The 20,815-nt window shown below is 60.6% G+C and carries 20 protein-coding genes; 11 read left to right on the top strand and 9 right to left on the bottom strand.

The annotated features are described in order from the left end of the window. Nucleotides 1-163 precede the first annotated feature (163 nt). Nucleotides 164-1,018, top strand: a complete 855-nt coding sequence (locus SJY21_RS06300; RefSeq protein WP_377507754.1) for a lytic transglycosylase domain-containing protein — start codon at nt 164-166, stop codon at nt 1,016-1,018. Between the two features lies 1 nt (nt 1,019). Beyond that, a complete protein-coding gene (locus tag SJY21_RS06295; RefSeq protein ID WP_377507751.1) occupies nt 1,020-2,441 on the top strand; it encodes a UbiA family prenyltransferase in 1,422 nt (473 codons plus the stop codon). A gap of 7 nt (nt 2,442-2,448) precedes the next feature. Here SJY21_RS06295 and SJY21_RS06290 read toward each other — a convergent pair whose 3' ends face one another. The 9 genes from SJY21_RS06290 to tldD all read right to left on the bottom strand — a co-directional run bounded on the left by SJY21_RS06290 (nt 2,449) and on the right by tldD (nt 13,032). Further along, nucleotides 2,449-3,186, bottom strand: coding sequence for an SDR family NAD(P)-dependent oxidoreductase (locus tag SJY21_RS06290; protein ID WP_377507748.1), 738 nt, complete (start codon nt 3,184-3,186; stop codon nt 2,449-2,451). Beyond that, the gene (locus SJY21_RS06285) at nt 3,183-4,484 is read right to left on the bottom strand and encodes an FAD-binding protein (RefSeq protein ID WP_377507745.1); all 1,302 of its coding nucleotides are present in this window, start codon (nt 4,482-4,484) and stop codon (nt 3,183-3,185) included. The genes SJY21_RS06290 and SJY21_RS06285 overlap by 4 nt, the downstream gene beginning before the upstream one ends. 3 nt (nt 4,485-4,487) lie before the next feature. Beyond that, the gene (locus tag SJY21_RS06280) at nt 4,488-5,492 is read right to left on the bottom strand and encodes a YbhN family protein (RefSeq protein ID WP_377507742.1); all 1,005 of its coding nucleotides are present in this window, start codon (nt 5,490-5,492) and stop codon (nt 4,488-4,490) included. Nucleotides 5,493-5,694: 202 nt separating this feature from the next. Then, nucleotides 5,695-6,318: a 3-oxoacid CoA-transferase subunit B gene (locus tag SJY21_RS06275; RefSeq protein WP_377513167.1), complete on the bottom strand. Its 624-nt coding sequence runs from the start codon at nt 6,316-6,318 to the stop codon at nt 5,695-5,697. After that, on the bottom strand, nt 6,315-7,028 hold the full coding sequence (locus SJY21_RS06270; RefSeq protein WP_377507740.1) for a CoA transferase subunit A: 714 nt from the start codon (nt 7,026-7,028) through the stop codon (nt 6,315-6,317). The genes SJY21_RS06275 and SJY21_RS06270 overlap by 4 nt, the downstream gene beginning before the upstream one ends. Before the next feature lie 81 nt (nt 7,029-7,109). Next, nucleotides 7,110-9,713 (bottom strand): type I DNA topoisomerase, encoded by a 2,604-nt coding sequence (gene topA / locus SJY21_RS06265; RefSeq protein WP_377507737.1) that lies wholly within the window; start codon nt 9,711-9,713, stop codon nt 7,110-7,112. Between the two features lie 127 nt (nt 9,714-9,840). Then, nucleotides 9,841-10,983 carry a DNA-processing protein DprA gene (gene dprA, locus SJY21_RS06260; RefSeq protein WP_377507734.1) on the bottom strand — a complete coding sequence of 381 codons (1,143 nt, stop codon included), beginning with the start codon at nt 10,981-10,983 and terminating at the stop codon, nt 9,841-9,843. Between the two features lie 166 nt (nt 10,984-11,149). Beyond that, entirely contained in the window at nt 11,150-11,614 is a 465-nt protein-coding gene (locus tag SJY21_RS06255) for a hypothetical protein (protein WP_377507731.1), read from the bottom strand. Further along, entirely contained in the window at nt 11,611-13,032 is a 1,422-nt protein-coding gene (gene tldD / locus SJY21_RS06250) for a metalloprotease TldD (RefSeq protein WP_377507728.1), read from the bottom strand. The genes SJY21_RS06255 and tldD overlap by 4 nt, the downstream gene beginning before the upstream one ends. Nucleotides 13,033-13,228: 196 nt before the next feature. Here tldD and coxB point away from each other — a divergent pair, with 196 nt between their 5' ends. From coxB to SJY21_RS06205, 9 genes are all read left to right on the top strand, one after another. Beyond that, nucleotides 13,229-14,089, top strand: a complete 861-nt coding sequence (coxB, locus tag SJY21_RS06245) for a cytochrome c oxidase subunit II (RefSeq protein WP_377507725.1) — start codon at nt 13,229-13,231, stop codon at nt 14,087-14,089. Nucleotides 14,090-14,195: 106 nt separating this feature from the next. Further along, nucleotides 14,196-15,131, top strand: coding sequence for a heme o synthase (cyoE, locus tag SJY21_RS06240; RefSeq protein WP_377507723.1), 936 nt, complete (start codon nt 14,196-14,198; stop codon nt 15,129-15,131). Beyond that, nucleotides 15,131-15,349, top strand: a complete 219-nt coding sequence (locus SJY21_RS06235; RefSeq protein WP_377507720.1) for a hypothetical protein — start codon at nt 15,131-15,133, stop codon at nt 15,347-15,349. The genes cyoE and SJY21_RS06235 overlap by 1 nt, the downstream gene beginning before the upstream one ends. Further along, complete coding sequence (locus SJY21_RS06230; protein WP_377507717.1) at nt 15,346-15,951, top strand: cytochrome c oxidase assembly protein; 606 nt, start codon at nt 15,346-15,348, stop codon at nt 15,949-15,951. The genes SJY21_RS06235 and SJY21_RS06230 overlap by 4 nt, the downstream gene beginning before the upstream one ends. 51 nt (nt 15,952-16,002) lie before the next feature. Then, entirely contained in the window at nt 16,003-16,803 is an 801-nt protein-coding gene (locus SJY21_RS06225; protein ID WP_377507714.1) for a cytochrome c oxidase subunit 3, read from the top strand. 100 nt (nt 16,804-16,903) lie between these two features. Next, nucleotides 16,904-17,578 (top strand): SURF1 family protein, encoded by a 675-nt coding sequence (locus SJY21_RS06220; protein ID WP_377507711.1) that lies wholly within the window; start codon nt 16,904-16,906, stop codon nt 17,576-17,578. 1 nt (nt 17,579) lies between these two features. Then, the gene (thrC, locus tag SJY21_RS06215) at nt 17,580-18,968 is read left to right on the top strand and encodes a threonine synthase (protein WP_377507709.1); all 1,389 of its coding nucleotides are present in this window, start codon (nt 17,580-17,582) and stop codon (nt 18,966-18,968) included. Next, complete coding sequence (locus SJY21_RS06210) at nt 18,965-20,230, top strand: M16 family metallopeptidase (RefSeq protein WP_377507706.1); 1,266 nt, start codon at nt 18,965-18,967, stop codon at nt 20,228-20,230. The genes thrC and SJY21_RS06210 overlap by 4 nt, the downstream gene beginning before the upstream one ends. Continuing rightward, complete coding sequence (locus SJY21_RS06205) at nt 20,230-20,814, top strand: GNAT family N-acetyltransferase (protein ID WP_377507703.1); 585 nt, start codon at nt 20,230-20,232, stop codon at nt 20,812-20,814. Before SJY21_RS06210 ends, SJY21_RS06205 begins: the two co-directional genes overlap by 1 nt. The last annotated feature ends 1 nt before the right edge of the window (nt 20,815 follow it).

The following is a 20,815-nucleotide window of genomic DNA, read 5'->3' as shown; positions in this document are numbered from 1 at the left end:
TGTGTAAATTTTTAGCTCATTTTGTCTTTGAGCGGAGTTGACCGTTGCGCAGGCGTGTCCAATAAAGCGCAGCACATTCGCATTGTTCACAGATTGGTGGTCAGAGGCCGCGATCTTTGCGATAAAGACTCTAATAAGAAACGAGGCAGGGGCACGAATCCGCATGAAGCGGCGCGTCACACTATATACGGCCCTTGTGGCTGCGTTGCTGGCAGCGCCGGCTTATGCCGAGGCGAACCGCTTGCAGCCCGACTTTACGTTTCGCCGCGTGACTGTGCCAACGGCAGGTGCAGGCAACCGCATTACCGTTCAGATCGCGCCCTCTGCGCCATCGGGTCCCGCAGCACCCGCGCGCGCGGGCGAGGGTGGTGCCGGTCCGGCACCGGTGTCACGTGGCGGCACGGCGGGGGCAGTTGCGCAAATCACCGGACTGGAATGGTTCTGGCTGGCCGTATCGCCAAAGATCGAAGATAGCGGGCCAGGGCGACTTGCCATGGCCCTGCGCGAGATGCGCAATGCCCCCGAGGGCAGCACCGTGCCCGCCCCGCGTTTGCAAACCATGACTGAAATCGCCAATGCGCACGGATTGGACATCCTGCGCGAAACGGTCGGCACCGAAGTGTCGCCGGCTTTGGTGCTGGCGGTGATTGCGGTGGAAAGTGCGGGCCGCGTGGATGCACAAAGCCATGCAGGCGCCCAGGGGCTGATGCAGTTGATGCCGCCCACGGCGGCGCGTTTCGGTGTCACGGACAGTCTGGACGCCGCCGACAATATCAAAGGCGGCGTGGCCTACCTTGCGTGGCTGATGCAAGAATTCGACCGCGACCCGATCCTTGTGCTGGCAGGCTATAACGCGGGCGAGGGGGCTGTGCGCACCAATGGCGGCGTGCCACCTTATGCTGAAACCCGCGCCTATGTGCCCAAGGTGCTGGCTGCGTGGCAGGTTGCCCGCGGGCTTTGCATGACACCGCCCGAACTGGTGACGGATGGCTGTGTTTTTGCGATGAACGGGGGCTGACTTGGCTGATAAACTGCCGCTGGTGCTGGATGTCGATGGCACCTTTCTGAAAACGGATATGCTGCTGGAATGCTGGTGGGCGGGCATGGGGCGCGACCCGATGGCGACCTTGGGCGCAAGTTTCACGCATTTTCGTGATCGTGCCGCGCTCAAGGCGGAGCTGGCGCAAATCGCGCAGATCCGCACCGATCTGTTGCCCGTGAACGCAGATGTGGCCGCGATGGCGACTGCGGCGCGCGATGACGGGCGCGAGGTTTTCCTTGCCTCGGCGTCCGATGCCAGCCTCGTGCAGCCGCTGGCGGATCATTATGGCATGGGCCAGCGCATTTTCGCATCGGACGGTAGCGTAAACCTCAAGGGCGCGGCCAAGGCTGATGCACTGGTTGCTGCCTATGGTGAGGGTGGTTTTGACTACGCGGGCAACGATGCCGCTGATATGGCCGTCTGGCCCCATGCGGATACGGCAATTGTCGTGGGCGGGGTCAGCGGCACATCGAAACTGGCCAACGTGACCAAACTGGACGGGGGCTGGGCCCCGCGTGACCTGATCCGTGCCTTGCGCCCGCACCAGTGGGTCAAGAACGTGCTGTTGCTCTTGCCGATGCTGGCGGCACATGAATTCGGCCTTGCGACCCTTGGGCTGGTCTTGCTGGGGATCGCGGCGTTTTCGGCTGCGGCGTCCTGTATCTATATCGTCAATGATCTGCTTGACCTTGAGGCAGACCGCCTGCACGCCACCAAATGCCGCCGCCCGTTTGCCAGCGGGGCCGTGCCCATTACCGTTGGCATGGCGGCCTGCGGCGCGCTGGGGCTGATCGCGCTGGGGGTTGGCGCGTTGCTGGGCAGTGCATTCCTGTTGGTGATCGTCACCTACATGATCCTGTCACTGGCCTATTCGCTGCGCCTGAAACGGATGCGCTGGATTGATATCGCCGTGCTGGCAACACTTTATACCCTGCGCGTGGTGGCAGGGGCGGCGGCAAGCCGCGTTGATGCATCGGTCTTTATGCTGATCTTTATCTTTCCGGTCTTTATCACGCTGGGCTGCGTCAAACGCATGACGGAACTGGCGCTGGCGACCGATGATGAACGCCTGCCGGGGCGGGGATACGGACGCACCGATCGCGGTGATCTGCTGAATATGGCGGCGATTGGCATGGTCGGCGCGTTGGTGATTTTCTTTCTATACAGCCACAGTGCGCAGGCACAGGTGCTGTATCCGACGAAATGGCTGATGTGGCTTGCGCTGATCCCGATCGCGGGTTGGCTGTTCCGGATGATCCGGCTGGGCTATCTGGGCAAGCAGGACTACGACCCGATTGTTTTCGCCCTGCGCGACAAGCGCGGCATCGGGTTGTTGCTGATGACACTGGCGCTGATGTTTTATTCAGCAGGTATCTGGCAGCAGCTATTCGGATTCTAGCCCGGATCTATATAGACAGCTTCTTGAAGATCGGTTCGGGCACGTTGCGGATTACCAGCATGACCAGCCGCCAAATCCCTGCCGTATAGATCACGTTGCGCCCCTTGCGCAGGCCTTTGGCGATGTCTTTGGCTGCGGCTTCGGGCGTGGTCATGAAGGGCATGGAATCAAGCCCCCATGTCATCGCCGTATCGACGGGGCCGGGTTTCACGGTCATTACGTGTACGCCAGACCGCCCCAAACGGTTGCGCAGGCCCGACAGATAGGTGGCAAAACCGGCCTTGGCCGCGCCGTAAACGTAGTTGCCCAAACGCCCGCGATCACCGGCAACGGACCCGACACCGACAATGGCACCGCCTCCGCGAACCTCCATCATCGGCGCAAGGCGCTGAAGGAATTGCGCGGGGCCAGTGAAACTGTCCATCACCACGCCGTCGATCATTTCAGGGTTTTCGTCGATCACCGCTTGATCAGGCATTGATCCGGTAAAGACGGCGGCATTCAGCATGCCGTGCATGTCGGCGGCCAGATCAAGGATCGGTTTGAACGTTTTCGCATCGCGCACATCAAGGCGCAGCACATGGGCATCTGCCGCGCCGCGCGCTTTCAGGTCCGCGGCCGTGCCCGCCATGTCGTCCATATCGCGGCCACATAAAATCAGGGTCACACCGGTTTCGGCACGGTCACGCATGAACGCACGCGCAATGGCGGATGTGGCGCCAAGGATGATCCAGGTATCGCTCATGTCGCGCTCCTTAGCTGCAATCGGCGGGTCATATCGGTGGCGAGTGCACCCTTTGGGTCGGCTTTGGCCACCACCTTTTGCCACTGGGGCAATTGGGGATACATCGCCGCCATTTGTTCCGGTGTCGCCAGCGCGTCCTTGGCCAGATAAAGGCGGCCACCTGCGGATGTTGTCATATCCTCAAGTTCGCCGATCAGTTCGCGTGCGGCGGCGCGGTTGGGGAAATCGACGGCCAGCGTATAGCCCTCCATCGGGAAGGACAGGTATCCTGCGCGGCCTTCGCCCATGCGTTTCAGGACAGCAAGGGGGGACGCAAGGCCGCTATGCGCGATCTTGTCCAGCATCGCGCGCAGGGCGCCGGCCTGATCCAGCGGAACCACGCATTGGAACTGGTGAAAGCCGCGTTTGCCATACAATTTGTTCCAGTCGTGGATGCGATCCAGCGGGAAAAAGAAATCCTGAATGGGTTTTACCACGGTGCGGCCATCGGCAGGCACACGGCGGTAGTAGGCGGCATTAAAGGCGCGCACGATGGGTTTGGACAGGGCGAAATGCGGCGCGTTGAAGGGCACGGATTTCGAGGGTTTGGGTTTGGGGACCAGCCCTGCGCCGGTTTCGCCTTCTTCCAGAATGCCACGGCCAAGAGCATCACCCCGCGCGGTCGCATCAATCCAGCCGACTGTATAGGTCGCCTGCGAGGCATCAAGCAGGGCGATATGTTCGTCCCAGCCTTCGGCACGTCTTTCAGTGACCATCATCACATCGCCCTTGCAGGCCAGCATCTGGATCGACGCGCTGGTTATCACGCCGGTCTGGCCCAGGCCGCCGATTGTGGCCTGCCACAGGGTTGTGTCCTTGGGGGCGATCCGGCGCTGTTTGCCGTTCTGAAGCAGGGTAATCGCGGTGATATGCTGGCCAAAGCTGCCGATATGGTGGTGGTTCTTGCCGTGCACGTCCATCGCGACACAGCCGCCAATCGTCGCAAAGCCTGTGCCGGGCATGACGGGGGGCAGCCAGCCTTTGGGTGCGAACAAACGGGCCAGTTCGCCGATGGTCAGGCCCGATTCAACCGTGACAACGCCGGATGCCGCATCAAAATCCAGCACCCGATCAAGGCGGGTCATGTCGATCGCGCGGCCCTTGTCGTTCAAAGGGGCATCGCCATAGCTGCGCTTGTTGCCGATCGCAGGGGCGGCGGGCAGCTTGGCCAACACGCTGGCGCGTTCGGGGCGGGCGATATCGCCTGTGGCTGTCAACGCGCGGCCCCAGCCTGCATATGTGTCGGTTTTCCAGGTCATTGTTCAGCTTTCTTGTGCGGCGCGGTTCGAAATGCGTTCGGCAATCGGAAAGACCAGAAGGCCGATGCCAATCGCAAACCAAAGGGTCGTGACGCGGATGATGGCGGTGGCGGGCACCGAGACGTCAAGCGGGATACCTTCAAGAGTCAGGAGTGCGACCATTGCCGCCTCGGCCCCGCCAACACCGCCCGGCGCACCGGTCAGACCGCCTGCAAGGGTTGAAAAGGTAAAGATCGCCAAGGCCATGAAGAAACCGATATCGGCCCCCATCCAGACCAGAAGCAGATGAAAGGCATAGCCTTCGGCCACCCATCCGATCAGGCCAAGGACCAGCGCGCCGGTGATGATGGGTGCTGTGGTAAAGACGCGCAGGGATCGCGCGGCGCTGCGGATGCGGGCAAACAGGCGCGGGAACAGTCCGGTGCTCCGAAAGGTGAGGGTTGTCAGGGCGGCCAGCAGTCTGGGGCGTGTGGCGATGAAAGCGGCCGACAGGGCCAGCGCGGCAACGGGCAGGGCAAAGGCGATGCCGCCCGTGCCGAATGCCAACCCGACGGCAAGGATCACGGCCATCGCCGCCAGGTCCGACGCACGATCCATCAGCACCAGCGGGGCCGTGCGTTCCACCGCCCAGCCGGTTTCGCGTTTGAGCCAGCGCATGCGGATCAATTCGCCTACGCGGGCAGGTGTGACGGACATCGCAAAGCCGCCCAGAAAATGGCGGGTGTCCTGAATGGGTGTGGTCGGCAAGCCAAGGCGGCGGGCAAACATATGCCAGCGCGCAGCACGAAACAGGTAGTTGACCAGCGACAGGGCCAGCAAGACCCCGATCTGCGCCCATGTGATGCGGGCCAGCTGGGCTTTGGTTTCTTCCCAGCCAGTCGCATAGGCAAGGCTGGCCAGTCCGGCGATCACAAATGCGAAAAGAATGGCCAGCAATGCGATATCACGCCAACGACGCGCCTTTTGCGGACGCGCTGCGGGGATCGGGGCCGGATTTATACTGCTCATGCTCATTGACGCCCGTTTAGCGACAGAATGGGGCAAGAATATGGAGTTGTTGCCCGTTCGGAAACGGTTTTCTGGCCAATCAAGCGGTGGCGCTGCCGCGCCGCAGTTTATGCAGGGCGTTGCGGGTGATCATGTCAGATCTTTGGTCCCGCCGGTGGCTTGCGTTGGAGCCTCCGGCGGGAGGTATTTTGGAACAAAAGAATTAGACGATTGTGGCCTCGGTCGCGGCGCGCAGTTCGTCCTCGGATACGCCGTTCGCGCATTCGACGATCTTGAGGCCGCCAGAGACGACATCAAGCACGCCGAGGTTGGTGATGATCCGGTCGACGACGCCCTTGCCGGTCAACGGCAGCGTGCATTCTTTCAGGAGTTTGCTGTCGCCGTGTTTGTTGGTGTGGTCCATCACGACGATCACGCGGCCGACGCCAGCGACCAGATCCATCGCGCCACCCATGCCTTTGACCAGCTTGCCGGGGATCATCCAGTTGGCCAGATCGCCGTTTTCAGCCACTTCCATCGCGCCAAGGATTGCGGCGGCAATCTTGCCACCGCGGATCATGCCAAATGACGTCGCGCTGTCGAAATAGGCAGTGCGTTTCAATTCGGTGATGGTTTGCTTGCCCGCGTTGATCAGGTCGGCGTCTTCATCGCCTTCAAGCGGGAAGGGGCCCATGCCCAGCATGCCGTTTTCCGATTGCAGGGTGATGTCCTTGTCGCCGACATAGTTCGCGACCAGCGTCGGGATGCCGATGCCAAGGTTCACATACCAGCCGTCTTGCAGTTCTTGCGCGGCGCGCTGCGCCATTTGATTGCGATCCCACATTATGCTGTCCTCACGGTGCGTTGCTCGATCCGTTTTTCGTGCGTCCCCTGAATGATCCGGTGCACATAGATGCCCGGCAGGTGGATCGCGTCGGGGTCAAGACTGCCTGTGGGCACGATTTCCTCGACCTCGACAACGCAGGTCTTGCCACACATGGCCGCAGGCGGGTTGAAGTTGCGTGCGGTCTTGCGGAACATCAGGTTGCCGGTTTCGTCGGCCTTCCAGGCCTTGACGATGGCCAGATCGGCAAAGATGCCGTTTTCCATGATGTAGGTTTCCATGGCGCCGTTTTCGCCGGTGGGGAAGTCCTTGTGTTCCTTGCCGTCGGCAATCACGGTGCCCACGCCGGTTTTCGTATAAAAACCGGGGATGCCACAGCCACCGGCGCGCATCCGTTCGGCCAGCGTGCCCTGCGGGTTGAATTCCAGCTCAAGTTCGCCCGACAGATACTGGCGCATGAATTCGGCGTTTTCACCCACATAGGAACTGATCATCTTTTTTACCTGCCGCGTTTGCAGCAGGATGCCGATGCCGAAATCATCAACGCCGGCATTGTTGGATGCAAATGTCAGATCCCTGGTGCCTGCATCCCTGATCGCGGCCAACAGCAATTCGGGGATTCCGCAAAGGCCAAAGCCCCCGGCGGCGATGAACATGCCGTCGTGAAGCAACCCGTCAAGGGCGGCGGCGGCGTCTGAGTATATTTTCTGCATGAAGTGCCCCTCGCATCGGTTCGCGTAGTTGTTGCGTCCGATGCGGGGAGAGTCAATGAGATTGCTGCGCTGCGGCGGGCGTTACTTGGCCGCAGGTTTCTTCTTGGCCGCTGCCTTTTTCGCGGCGGGTTTCTTGGCGGCGGCCTTCTTTTTCGGGGCTACTTTCTTGCGCGTTCCCTTTTTGGCGGCCTTTTCGGCGATCAGGTCAACGGCCTGTTCCATGGTCAGCGCTTCGGGGTCGCTGTCCTTGGGCAGGGTTGCGTTGATCTTGTCCCACTTCACATACGGCCCGTATTTGCCTTCCATGATTGCCACGGGGCCGCCATCGGGGTGTTCGCCCAGATCGCGCAGGGTCTTGGCTGCACCGCCACGCCCACCACGCGAGGCGACCTTTTCGGCCAGCAATTGCACGGCGCGGTTCATGCCGACGGTAAACACTTCGTCCAGCCCTTCGAGGTTGGCATTGGTGCCGCCCCTTTCGGATGTGCTTTCGGCGTGTTTGATATAGGGGCCATAGCGGCCGATATTGGCCCAGACGTTCACGCCATCCTCGGGGTGGGGGCCGATCAGGCGGGGCAGGGACAGCAGTTTGACGGCTGTTTCAAGCTCAACCTCCTCGGGGGGCCATTCTTTGGGGATCGACTGGCGGGGCGGCTTTTTGTTGTCGTCGCTGACTTCGCCGCGCTGGGCGTAGGGGCCAAAGCGACCCTTGTGAATCCAGATTTTGTCGCCCGCATCTTCGCCCAGCAGTTTGCCTTCGGGCGGGATGCCTGCGGAATTGTCGCCGCCGGGGGGGCCAAAGGCGCGGGTATAGCGACAGTCGGGGTAGTTCGAGCAGCCAATGAAGGCACCGCCCGAACGGGCCGTGCGCATCGACAAACGCCCCGCACCGCAGTTGGGGCAAAGGCGCGGATCGGTGCCGTCCTCGTTGGGGGGAAAGATGTGCGGTGCAAGGACTTCATTGATCTTTTCAAGGACATCCGTGATGGAATTGTCCATCGCCTCGTCGATGGTGACTTTGAAGTCGGCCCAGAAATCGGCGAGCAGCTTTTTGTAATCCGCATCACCCGCGCTGACATAATCAAGCTCTTCTTCAAGGCTCGCGGTGTAGTCGTATCCTACATATTTGCGGAAATAATTGGTCAGGAAGGCCGTGACCAATCGCCCCTTGTCCTCGGGGATCAGGCGGTTCTTTTCCTTGCGGACATATTCGCGGTCCTGAATCGTGGTGACGATGCTGGCATAGGTCGATGGACGGCCGATGCCCAGTTCTTCCATGCGTTTGACCAGCGTGGCTTCGGTGTAGCGCGGCGGGGGCTGGGTGAAATGCTGTTCGGGTGTGACCGATTTTTTGGTCATGCCTTCGCCCGTGGCCATCTGCGGCAGGCGCTTGTCGTCGTCATCGACCACGTCATCATCGCGGCCTTCTTCATAGACGCGCAAGAAACCATCGAACAACACGACCTGCCCGGTGGCGCGCAGTTCGACCTGCCCATCAGCGCTGGCGATATCGACGGTGGTGCGCTCCATGCGTGCACCTTCCATCTGGCTGGCGATCGTGCGCTTCCAGATCAGATCATAAAGCTTGCGCTGGTCCGGGTCGGCGATTTTCGCTTCGCTTGCGTCCTTGGACAGTTCGGTAGGGCGGATGCATTCGTGGGCTTCCTGCGCGTTCTTGGCCTTGTTTTTATAGATGCGCGGGCTGGTAGGCACGTAATCCGCGCCATACTTGTCCTTGATCGCGTCGCGTGCGGCACTGACGGCTTCGGGGGCCATATCAATGCCGTCGGTCCGCATGTAGGTGATCAATCCGGCCTCATAAAGACGCTGGGCCGCATTCATGGTCATACGCGCGCCAAAGCCGAATTTGCGCGATGCCTCTTGTTGCAGCGTCGAGGTCATGAAGGGCGCTGAAGGGTTGCGGTTGGCCGGTTTCGCCTCGACGGATTTGACGGTCAGATCGCGGGATTTCACCGCAGTTTCGGCCATTTCCGCCTGCGTGGCGTTTTCGAGGCTGAACTTTTCCAGCTTTTTGCCTGCAAGCACGGTCAAACGCGCCTCGACAGGCTGGCCGCGCGGTGTATCGAGCAGGGCTTTGACGCTCCAGTATTCGCGGGCGTTAAAGGCTTCGATTTCCATTTCGCGCTCGACGATCAGGCGCAGGCAGACCGATTGCACACGGCCTGCGGATTTCGCGCCGGGCAGGCGGCGCCACAGCACGGGCGAAAGTTTGAATCCCACCAGATAGTCCAGCGCGCGGCGGGCCAGATATGCCTCGACCAGGGGTTGATCGACCGAACGGGGATTTTTCATCGCCTCGGTCACGGCGGCCTTGGTGATGGCGTTGAACACCACACGGCTGACGGGGGTGTCTTTCTTGATGGACTTGCGTTTGCGCAGTGCTTCTTCAAGGTGCCAGCTGATGGCCTCGCCCTCGCGGTCGGGGTCGGTGGCGAGGATCAGGTTGTTGTCCTTGGCCAATGCATCGGCGATCGCCTTGATATGCTTTTTGCTGTCGCTTGCGACTTCCCACTGCATCTCGAAATCGGCGTCAGGGTCAACACTGCCATCCTTTGGCGGCAGGTCACGCACATGACCGTAAGATGCCAGAACGGTGTAGTTGTCCCCCAAATATTTGTTAATTGTCTTGGCCTTAGCAGGGGATTCAACGACGACGACTGGCATGGGAATCCTTTGCAAACGAACATGGGGCACTGGCGCGGCAACATGTGGGGGGGCGTGGGGGATTGTCAACGGGCCTTGTGAAACTTGCGCGCAGGTGACGCAAATCACGGGCTTCGTTGGCTGGTGTTCAGTTCACCCGTGACAGCAACCCGCCCGGTTGGCGCTGGATCTTGCCATCAAGTTCGAGGTCCAGAAGGACCGGTGCGATTTCCGTCGCAGGGCGAGCCAGATCGCGGATCAACTGATCCTCGGCCAATGGCGAGGGGCCAAGCTGCGATAGGATACGGCTGTGCAGCTTTGCGGTATCACGCAGGCTGGATTTCTTCGGCGCTGGGGTGGGCGGATCAAGGGGTAATTCGGCTGTTTGCTGTTCTGCCATCGGCGCAAGCGCATCAATCACATCCTGGGCGTTGCGCACCAGCGTCGCGCCGTCACGCAGCAGCATATTGCACCCCGATGCGCGGGCATCAAACGGGTGGCCGGGCACGGCCAGCACATCGCGCCCTTGATCCAATGCATTGCGTGCGGTGATCAGGCTGCCCGATTTCGCCGCAGCCTCGACCACGACAACGGCCTGACCAAGGCCGGAAATGATCCGGTTGCGGGCTGGGAAATGGCGTGCCTGCGGTTGCACACCCATGGGTTGGTCGGAAATGCGCAACCCCTTAAGGCCAATCTGGTCGGCTAATGCGCTGTTTTCAATGGGATATACGACATCTACGCCACCCGCCTGCACAGCCACGGTGCCACCATCAAGGGCGGCCAGATGGGCAGCGGCATCAACGCCGCGCGCGAGGCCCGACACGACAACAAAGCCAGCTTTGGCCAGATCGCTGGCCAGGTGTTTGGTCATGCGTGTCCCCAAGGAGGACGCATTGCGTGCGCCGACCATGGCGATCAGCGGGCGTTTGAGCAGGGCAGTATCGCCGATGCACCACAGAATTGGGGGCGGGCTGTCGATTTCGGCCAGATGGGCGGGGTAATCAGCCTCGCCGATACACAACATCCGCGCACGGGAACGGTGTGCGGTTTTTAATTCAGCAAGAACAACGCCTTCAGGGCAGATTTCATAATCAGTGACACCAGCGGCGCGGGCCACATCGGGCAGCGCATCAAGGGCGGCGCGTGCGGTGCCATGTTCGGCCAAAAGGCGGTAAAACGTCACTATCCCAACGCGACGCGAGCGCAACAGACGAAGCCAGTTCAGCCGATCATCTTCCGTGGTGGGTGGGAGTGGGGGGTGAGTGGAAGAAAGTCGTTCTTCGGTCATTCCCTGTCCTCCGCCTGTTGCAGAATCAGGTTTAGACCGTCTGGGTTAACGAGAGGTGAAGACGCGCGATATCGCCCCTTAGAGTTACGCGTCAGCCAAACAGGGGCCGAAAAACGGCGTATGGAAAGCGTATGGAAACCGTATGGGTCGCCACCATATCGGTCCGCTAAGCTGGGGACCCGCCCTGATCAAGCTGCAACAAGAGGGCCGCGGGGGCCAACCAGCGCGTGAACAGCCAATAGAGCCCGCCGAACAGCGCGCCAAAGGGCGCGGTCACGACAACAGCTTGCAGCAATAGCCCGATGAGGCCGCCAGCGATTGCTCCGGCAGCAAGCGCGACCAGCCAGCCCGCTTTGCCTTTGGACATCGCCAGAACCGAAAGCGGCATGCCAATCAACAGCCCCGCCCACGACAGGATCGGCGAATAGCCAAGAAACACGCCGACCAGCGCAAGAACTGACATCGGTCCGCTGCCGTTCAGGCCGTTGCCCATCCAGCCTGCGACAACCGCGACCATAACCCCGCAAGCCGGCACGACGATCAGCATGAGCGCCAGAAGGCCAGCGTAAATCCTGCCTGTCAGATGCCGTTGCCCGCCGACAGTCGTGTGGATCGCAGGCCAGCGTGTCACGCAGCCGCACCACCCACGGTCAACCCGCCGATCATCAGGCTGGGTTGGCCAACGCCCACGGGCACCCACTGGCCTGCTTTGCCGCAGTTGCCGATGCCGGGATCCAGCGCCATGTCGTTGCCGATGCCGCGGATTTGTTTCATTGCGGTGGCCCCGTCGCCGATCAGGGTGGCGCCTTTGACAGGCGCGCCGATACGGCCGTTCTTGACGCGGTAGGCTTCGGTGCAGCTGAAGACAAACTTGCCGTTGGTGATATCGACCTGCCCGCCGCCGAACCCGACGGCATAAATGCCATCTTTCAGGTCGGCCACGAGGCTCGCGGGGTCCGTATCGCCGCCCAGCATATAGGTGTTTGTCATGCGCGGCATCGGGATATGCGCAAAACTTTCGCGCCGTCCGTTGCCGGTGGGGGCCACGCCCATCAGACGGGCGTTCTGGCGGTCCTGCATATAGCCGACCAGCTTGCCGTCCTCGATCAGCACGTTTTTGGCCGATGGTGTGCCTTCGTCATCGACGGTGATGGAGCCACGACGATCAGGAATTGTGCCATCATCCAGCACGGTCACACCCTTGGCCGCGACTTGCTGGCCCATGAGGCCTGCGAAGGCCGATGAACCTTTGCGGTTGAAATCGCCCTCCAACCCATGGCCCACGGCCTCGTGCAGCAAAATGCCGGGCCAGCCGTTGCCAAGGACCACATCCATCACACCTGCGGGGGCGGGTTCGGCGTCAAGGTTCACAAGGGCGATGCGCAACGCCTCGCGGGCGACAGGTTCCCAAGCCTCGCGGGCGATCAAACCGATGAGGCCTGCACGGCCACCGCCGCCCATGCCGCCGGATTCGCGGCGTCCGTCCTGTTCGACAATGACGTTGATGTTTACGCGGCTCATCGGGCGGATATCAGTGACCAATGTGCCTTCGGGGCGCAGGATCACGACCTCTTGGTGCGAGGCGGCAATGGTGGCGCTGACCTGCACGACACGCGGGTCAAGCGCGCGGGCAAAGGCATCAATCTCGCGCAGGATGTCGATCTTGGCGGGGAATGTCGCCTCGGTCATGGGGTCGGTGTCGGCATAGAGTATGTGGTTGGTGCGGGGCGGGGCATCTGCAAGCGTGCCGCCGCCATCGCCAACGGCCAGACGGGCCGTGGCCACGGCGCGGCGCAAGGCGTGTTCGTCCAAAGTTGTGGAATGAGCGTATCCGGCGGTTTCACCACGCACGGCGCGCAGCCCGAACCCTTCGGAGGCATCGTAACTTGCGGTCTTGACCCGACCATCGTCGAATGACAGCACTTCGGCGCGGCGGCGTTCCAGAAACAATTCACCGTCATCGGCACCCGCAACAGCCTCGCGCAGCAATGACAGCGCCGTATCCTGATCAAGATTCGTGTCAAATGGGCAGAATGGGTCGATGTTCATTTGGCGGTTTCCTTCCTTGGGCTTTGATCTAGGTCAAAAAGCGTCCGTTTGCCGCAACTCTCGTTCTTGAGTTACTGCGCACGATATGGGATGACCGCTTATGGATACAACGGGATTCCGTGTCGGGTGTGGCAACGCGCCTTTCACGGACAACTCACGACAGGTGCCACAGGGCACCATCAAAGCAGGGTATGATATGCGAATGACCAATTTCGTCACCAAGCTCGGGGCCGCAGCAGGCGCCGCACTTCTCGCCACAGGTGTCGCGGCACAAACGGCCATCGAAGATCTGGAAATCGTCGGTGCGCCGACAGACGGTGAAATGGGTTGGCAACCCGCCGCGACGGAACTGGCGCGCGACTTGCACTGGCTTGACGGAATGTTGCTGGTGATCATCACTGTGATCACGCTGTTTGTCACGGGTCTGCTGGCCTTTGTGATCTTGCGCTACAACGCACGTGCGAACCCGAATGCCGCGACATTCACGCATAATTCGCCCCTCGAAGTGGCCTGGACGATCGTGCCGGTTGTGATCCTTGTGGTGATCGGCGCGTTTTCCTTGCCCGTCCTGTTCAAGCAGCAGGAAATTCCCGAGGCCGATATCACCATCAAAGTCACCGGTTATCAGTGGTATTGGAGCTATGAATACCTTGACGAGGGCGTGTTCTTTGAAAGCTACATGATCGGTTACGGCGAAGGAAACCTGAATGACGGGATTTCGGCGCAGCTGGCCGAGGCCGGGTATTCGGATGACGAATTCCGCCTTGCCACGGATACATCGGTGATTGTTCCCGTTGGTGCGACTGTGGTGATGCAGGTCACGGGTGCGGATGTGATCCACTCGTGGACGATCCCGGCCTTTGGCGTCAAGCAGGATGCGGTGCCCGGCCGCCTTGCGCAGCTTTGGTTCGCCGCCGAGCAAGAGGGTATCTATTTCGGCCAGTGTTCCGAGCTTTGCGGCAAGGATCACGCCTATATGCCGATCACCGTCAAGGTTGTCAGCCAGGAGGTCTATGACGCATGGCTGGCCGGTGCGCAGGAAGAATTCCCTGCCTAAGGGGCGGGTGGGTTCATAACCCACCTTACCCGCAATCCCGTAATGTGGGTTATGAACCCACACTGTTTTGTAAGGTGGGTTTCAACCCACGCCCCTTGAGGACCAGATGACAGACGCAAGCCTGCCAGAGACCAAACAGCACGAGGCACAGATGGGCGATTATTTTGCCCTGCTCAAGCCGCGCGTGATGTCTTTGGTCGTGTTCACGGCGCTGGTCGGTTTGCTGGTCGCGCCGGTTGCGGTTCATCCCTTCATCGGTTTCGTGGCCGTGCTGTGCATCGCCGTGGGCGCGGGCGCGTCGGGTGCGTTGAACATGTGGTGGGACGCGGACATCGACGTGCTGATGAAGCGCACGGCCAACCGCCCGATCCCTGCGGGCCGTGTCCAGCCGGGTGAAGCGCTGGCGATTGGTCTGGCCCTGTCGGGCTTTGCCGTGATCCTGCTGGCGCTGGCGGCCAATTTCCTTGCGGCCGGTCTGTTGGCCTTCACGATCTTTTTCTACGCCGTGGTCTATTCCATGTGGCTGAAACGGTCGACACCGCACAACATCGTCATTGGCGGTGCGGCGGGGGCCTTCCCGCCGATGATCGGCTGGGCCGTTGCCACGGGCGGCGTATCGCTCGAAAGCCTGCTGATGTTCGCGCTGATCTTCATGTGGACGCCGCCGCATTTCTGGGCGCTGGCCCTGTTCGTGAAATCCGACTACGGCGATGCCGGCGTGCCGATGCTGACCGAAACACATGGTCGCCGTGTCACGCGCAACCACGTGCTGGGCTACACAATCGCGCTGGTGCCAGTGGCGCTTGGCATCGCGTTTACGTCTATTGGCGGGCCGATCTATCTAGCGACCGCTTTGGTGCTGAATGCATGGTTCCTGAAAGGCGCCTATGACATCTGGCGCCGCGTCGAGGCGGACGCCGAGGCCGACAACTACGCCCTTGAAAAGCACGTTTTCAAAATCTCGCTTTACTATCTGTTCCTGCACTTTGGTGCGCTTTTGGCCGAGGCTGCCCTGCGGCCTTGGGGCTTGGGGGGCTGGTAATGGCACTTCACGTTGAACACGAAATCCACCAGCGCCGCAGCGGCCGCAACAGGGGTGTCTTGTTGTTGCTGCTTGGGTTCATTGCGATTGTGTTCGGGCTGACGGTTGTCAAGGTTCTGAACCTGCCCAGTATTGCCCAGATGGAACGTTTTGATCATGTGGCCCGACCACAGCTTGAACCCGCCGTGATCGACGCCACAGAGGAGGGCGCGCAATGATTCTGCCTCGCCTTCAGGGACCGCAGCGCACCTTGGCGCAGACCGTGGCCGTTGTGCTCTTGATGGGTGGCCTTGCCTGGGCATCGGTGCCGTTTTACGACTGGTTCTGCCGTGTCACCGGTTTTGGCGGAACCACAAACGTGGCCGAAGCGGGCAGTGACACGGTTCTGGACCAGACCATTACCATCCGCTTTGATGGCAGCCTTGAACGCGACATGCCCTGGACGTTCAAACCGGTAGAACGTGAAATGACCCTGCGCATCGGTGAAACCGGACTGGCCTTTTACGAGGCGACCAATCCGACTGATCAGCCCATCGCGGGGCAGGCGTCCTATAACGTCACCCCCTACGAGGCGGGCGGCTTTTTCGACAAGATCGACTGCTTCTGCTTTACCGAGCAGGTGTTGCAACCGGGCGAAAGCGTGCTGATGCCCGTGACGTTTTTCGTGGACCCCGCCATCGTCGACGATCGCGAGGGGCAATATGTCCACACGATCACGCTGAGTTACACGTTTTACCAGATCGACCTGCCCGAAGATGACGCGCAGGCCGCACTTGCCCCTTTGACACCGGCGGAGACACCCGCCATAGATTTGAACTAACCACCAAGCCCAACTGAATGGGCCCCAGACTTGGGAATAGGGAAGACCAACATGGCGCACGAAAAGAACCACGACTATCACATTCTGAACCCCTCTATCTGGCCGCTGCTGTCAGCGCTGGGCGCGTTCATCATGCTGTTTGGCGGTGTCATGTGGATGCAGGACAACGGCCCGTGGATGTTCCTGATCGGTCTCGCCGGTGTGCTTTACTGCATGTATGGCTGGTGGGCTGACGTGATTGTCGAAAGCGAAGTGGGCGATCACACGCCCGTGGTCCGCATCGGTCTGCGCTATGGCTTCATCATGTTCATCATGTCCGAAGTGATGTTCTTTGCCGCTTGGTTCTGGAGCTTTTTCAAGCACGCGCTTTACCCCATGGGCCCTGAAAGCCCGCTGGTTGATGGCGTCTGGCCGCCGGTTGGCATTGAAACCTTTGATCCCTGGCACCTGCCGTTGATGAATACACTGATCCTGCTGTGTTCGGGTGCGGCTGCAACATGGGCGCACCACGCGCTGGTGCATGAAAACAACCGCCGTGACATCAAGCAGGGGCTGATCCTGGCGATTGCGCTTGGCGCGATCTTTACGGTGTTTCAGGCCTATGAATACAGCCACGCGGCGTTCGGCCTTGCCGGTAACATTTACGGCGCGAACTTCTTTATGGCGACGGGTTTTCACGGTTTCCACGTGATCATCGGCACGATCTTCCTGTTCGTCTGCCTGATGCGCGTTTATGCGGGCCACTTCACCCCCGAAAAGCACATCGGCTTTGAAGCTGCCGCATGGTATTGGCACTTTGTTGATGTGGTCTGGCTGTTCCTGTTCGCCTCGATCTACGTTTGGGGTGCCTGACGCACTGACAGGGGTTGACCCTTTGCCAGCTTTGCACAAGACCAGAGACGCGCGAGAACCCCTCGCGCGTTTCGCATTCTGACACCGGAGCGGCCCCCGCATGGCGCGTCTGATCTTTCCACTTGTTCTTGGCCTTGGCGGTATCGCCATCCTGCTGTGGCTGGGATTCTGGCAGGTCGACCGGCTCGCGTGGAAAGAGGGCGTGCTGGCCGATATCAACGCCCGCCTGGCCGCAGCGCCCCTGGCCGTGCCAGACGACCCCGGTGCTGCGCGTGATGCCTATATGGCGGTGGAATTTGCAGGCGTCCCCGTGGGTGAGGAGCTGCATGTACTGACGTCGGGCACCGCCCAAGGGACGGGATATCGCGCCATCACTGCGCTGCAACTGCAAGACGGGCGGCGCATCCTGCTGGATCAGGGGTTGATTGCGCTGGATGCCAAAGACGCGCCGCGCAGCCTTGGTCCGTTGAACGGCACGGGTAATCTGGTCTGGCCCGATGATGTGAATGCGTCCACCCCCGCGCCGGACCTTGGCAAGAATATCTGGTTCGGGCGTGATGTCGCGGCGATGGCCGCTGCCCTTGATACCCTGCCGATCATGGTGGTTTTGAACAACGCTGACGGATTGGATGCGCGGATCGCGCCCTTGCCCGTTGACACCAGCGGCATCAAAAACGATCACCTGAACTATGCAATTACATGGTTTCTGTTGGCTGTCGTCTGGGCCATCATGACCCTGTTTTGGATCACGCGCATCCTGCGCACTAAGGACTAAGATGCAATATATCTCGACCCGCGGGCAGGCGCCCAAATTGACGTTTGAACAGGCGATGATGACGGGCCTTGCGCGCGATGGCGGGCTTTATGTGCCTGACATGATCCCGACCCTGTCGGCTGACCAGATCGCCGCGATGGCAGGGCAGTCTTACGAGGATATCGCGTTCACCGTGATGCGCCCGTTCATCGGGGATACCTTCACGGACGGCGAATTTCGTGGGTTGATCAATGCGGCTTACAGTGGCTTTGGCCACGTCGCGCGCGCGCCGTTGGTGCAACTTGCGCCAAATCATTTCCTGCTGGAACTGTTCCATGGCCCCACGCTGGCGTTCAAGGATTTCGCCATGCAGTTGATCGGTCAGATGTTTCAGGCGTCGCTGTCGCGGTCCGGTGAGCGGATCACGATTGTCGGGGCCACATCGGGCGATACGGGGTCAGCCGCGATCGAAGCCTTCAAGGGGCTGTCTAACGTTGATGTGTTTATCCTGTTCCCGCATGGCCGCGTGTCCGAAGTGCAGCGCCGCCAGATGACCACACCGTCCGAATCCAATGTGCATGCGTTGGCTGTCGATGGCGATTTCGATGATTGCCAAGCCGCACTGAAGGATATGTTCAACGATTTCGATTTCCGCGACGAGGTTAGCCTTGCCGGTGTGAACAGCATCAACTGGGGCCGCGTGTTGGCGCAGGTTGTTTACTACTTCAGCAGCGCTGTCAGCCTTGGCGCACCGCATCGCAAGGTCAGTTTCACCGTGCCAACGGGCAATTTCGGTGACATCTTCGCGGGCTACATCGCCAAGGAAATGGGCCTGCCGATTGACCAGTTGGTCGTCGCGACGAACCAGAACGATATCCTGCACCGCACCCTGCAAACGGGTGAGCAAGTGAAGGAGGGCGTCACGCCATCCATCAGCCCATCGATGGATATTCAGGTCTCGTCCAATTTTGAGCGCGCGTTGTTTTATGCCTATGGGCAGGACGGTGCTGTGGTTGCGCAGCAGATGGATGATCTGAAGAACAAAGGCGGGTTCAAGATCAGCCAGGGGGCCTATCAGATGCTGCGCGACACTTTTGCATCCGGCCGCGTATCCGAGGATGAAACGCTGGCGACAATCGGTGGCCAAATTGGCGTGACCAACGAAGTGTTCTGTCCGCACACCGCTGTCGGCGTGCGCGTTGCCAACGATCATCTGGGGCCGACCCCGATGGTCACGCTGGCCACTGCCCACCCCGCGAAATTCCCCGATGCAGTGGAACAGGCCACAGGCACGCGCCCCGCACTGCCCCCCCATATGGCCGATCTGTTCGCGCGCGACGAACGTGTCACCCGCGTTGCCAACGACCTGTCCGCCCTGCAAACCATCATCAAAGAACGGATCACCGCGTGAGCGTCCAACTTCATACCCTGTCCAACGGTCTGCGGATCGTCACCGAACACATGCCCGGTTTGAAATCTGCCTCGCTTGGCATTTGGGTCAATGCGGGCGGGCGCAATGAAACGCTTGCCCAGAACGGGATTGCGCATTTTCTTGAACATATGGCGTTCAAGGGGACCAAGACCCGCAGCGCGCTGCAAATTGCCGAAGCGATCGAGGATGTGGGCGGTTATATCAACGCCTATACCAGCCGTGAAATGACAGCCTATTACGCCCGCGTCTTGCAGGATGATGTGCCGCTGGCGCTGGATGTGATTTCCGACATCCTGCTGAACCCCGTCTTTGATCCCGCTGAAATTGAAACCGAGCGCGGCGTGATCTTGCAAGAGATCGGGCAGGCCTTGGATACGCCCGACGATATCATATTCGATTGGCTGCAAGAGGTCGCCTATCCCGACCAACCCATTGGCCGCACGATCCTTGGGCCTGTTGAACGGGTCAGCGCGTTTTCGCGCGACGATCTGGCAGAGTTTGTGCGTACCAACTACCAACCCGGCCAGATGATCCTGTCCGCCGCGGGCGCCATTGATCACGATGCAATCGTGAAACGGGCCGAAGCCCTGTTCGGGCATCTGGATGCGGGCCCCGCGCAGGCGCTGATCGTGCCCGCGCAGTTTCAGGGCGGTGAGCGCCACGAGGTCAAATCACTTGAGCAGGTGCATTTTGCCCTTGCCCTCGAAGGCCCGGCCTATAACGACCCTGAAATCTATACGGCGCAGATCTATGCGACGGCCCTTGGTGGCGGCATGTCTTCGCGCCTGTTTCAGGAAGTGCGCGAAAAGCGGGGCTTGTGCTATACGATTTTTGCGCAGGCCGGTGCCTATGCGGATACGGGTATGACAACGATCTATGCAGGCACATCTGCCGATCAGATCGGCGATCTGGCTGCGATCACCATGGATGAACTTAAGCGCAGCGCCGATGACATGCGCGCAGACGAAGTCGCGCGTGCGCGCGCGCAGATGAAGGCGGGGCTGCTGATGGGGCTGGAAAGCCCGTCAAACCGTGCCGAAAGGCTGGCGCGCATGGTGTCGATCTGGGGGCGCGTGCCGCCACTGGAAGAAGTGATCGCGCGGATTGATGCGGTCACGACCGGTGATGTCAAAAGTCTTGCCGCTGACATGGTGACAAAATCGGGCGCGGCCCTGACGATTTATGGTCCGGCCAAGGCCACACCTGATCTTGCGGCCCTGCGCGAAAGGCTTGCCGCCTGATGCTAAGGCCCAAACGCAAAGTCCGCATTGAAACCGAACGGCTTACGCTTCGCCCGCCGGTCCATGCGGATTTTCGCAGTTGGGCGGCGTTGCGGCAGGCCAGTGCGCAATTCCTGACACCGTGGGAGCCGTCATGGGCCAGCGATCACCTTAGCCGCAAAGCCTTTACCAATCGGGTCTATTGGGCGCAGCGGTCAATCAGCAGCGGAACGGCGGTGCCGCTGTTTCTGATCCGGCGCAAGGACGAGGCGCTGCTGGGGGCGATCACGCTGGACAACATCCGCCGTGGCCCGGCACAGGCTGGCACGACAGGTTACTGGATCGGCGCGGTTTTTGCGCGGCAGGGCTACATGCGCGAGGCGATTGGCGCGGTCGTGCATCACGCCTTTCACACCCTTGACCTGAGCCGGATCGAGGCAGGATGTTTGCCTGAAAACACCGCCTCGCGCAGCTTGCTGGAAAAATGCGGCTACAAATATGAAGGCGTGGCGCAAAGCTATCTTCAGATCAACGGGCGCTGGCGCAACCACGTGCTTTACGCCAACCTGCGCAGTGATCGGCGCGGCAAAACGGATGTGGGGTAGG

This window comes from Octadecabacter sp. R77987, assembly GCF_042466115.1.
Lineage (GTDB): Bacteria > Pseudomonadota > Alphaproteobacteria > Rhodobacterales > Rhodobacteraceae > SW4.
The sequence above is the reverse complement of the archived record's forward strand: the minus strand, read 5'-3'. Positions and strand labels throughout refer to the sequence as shown.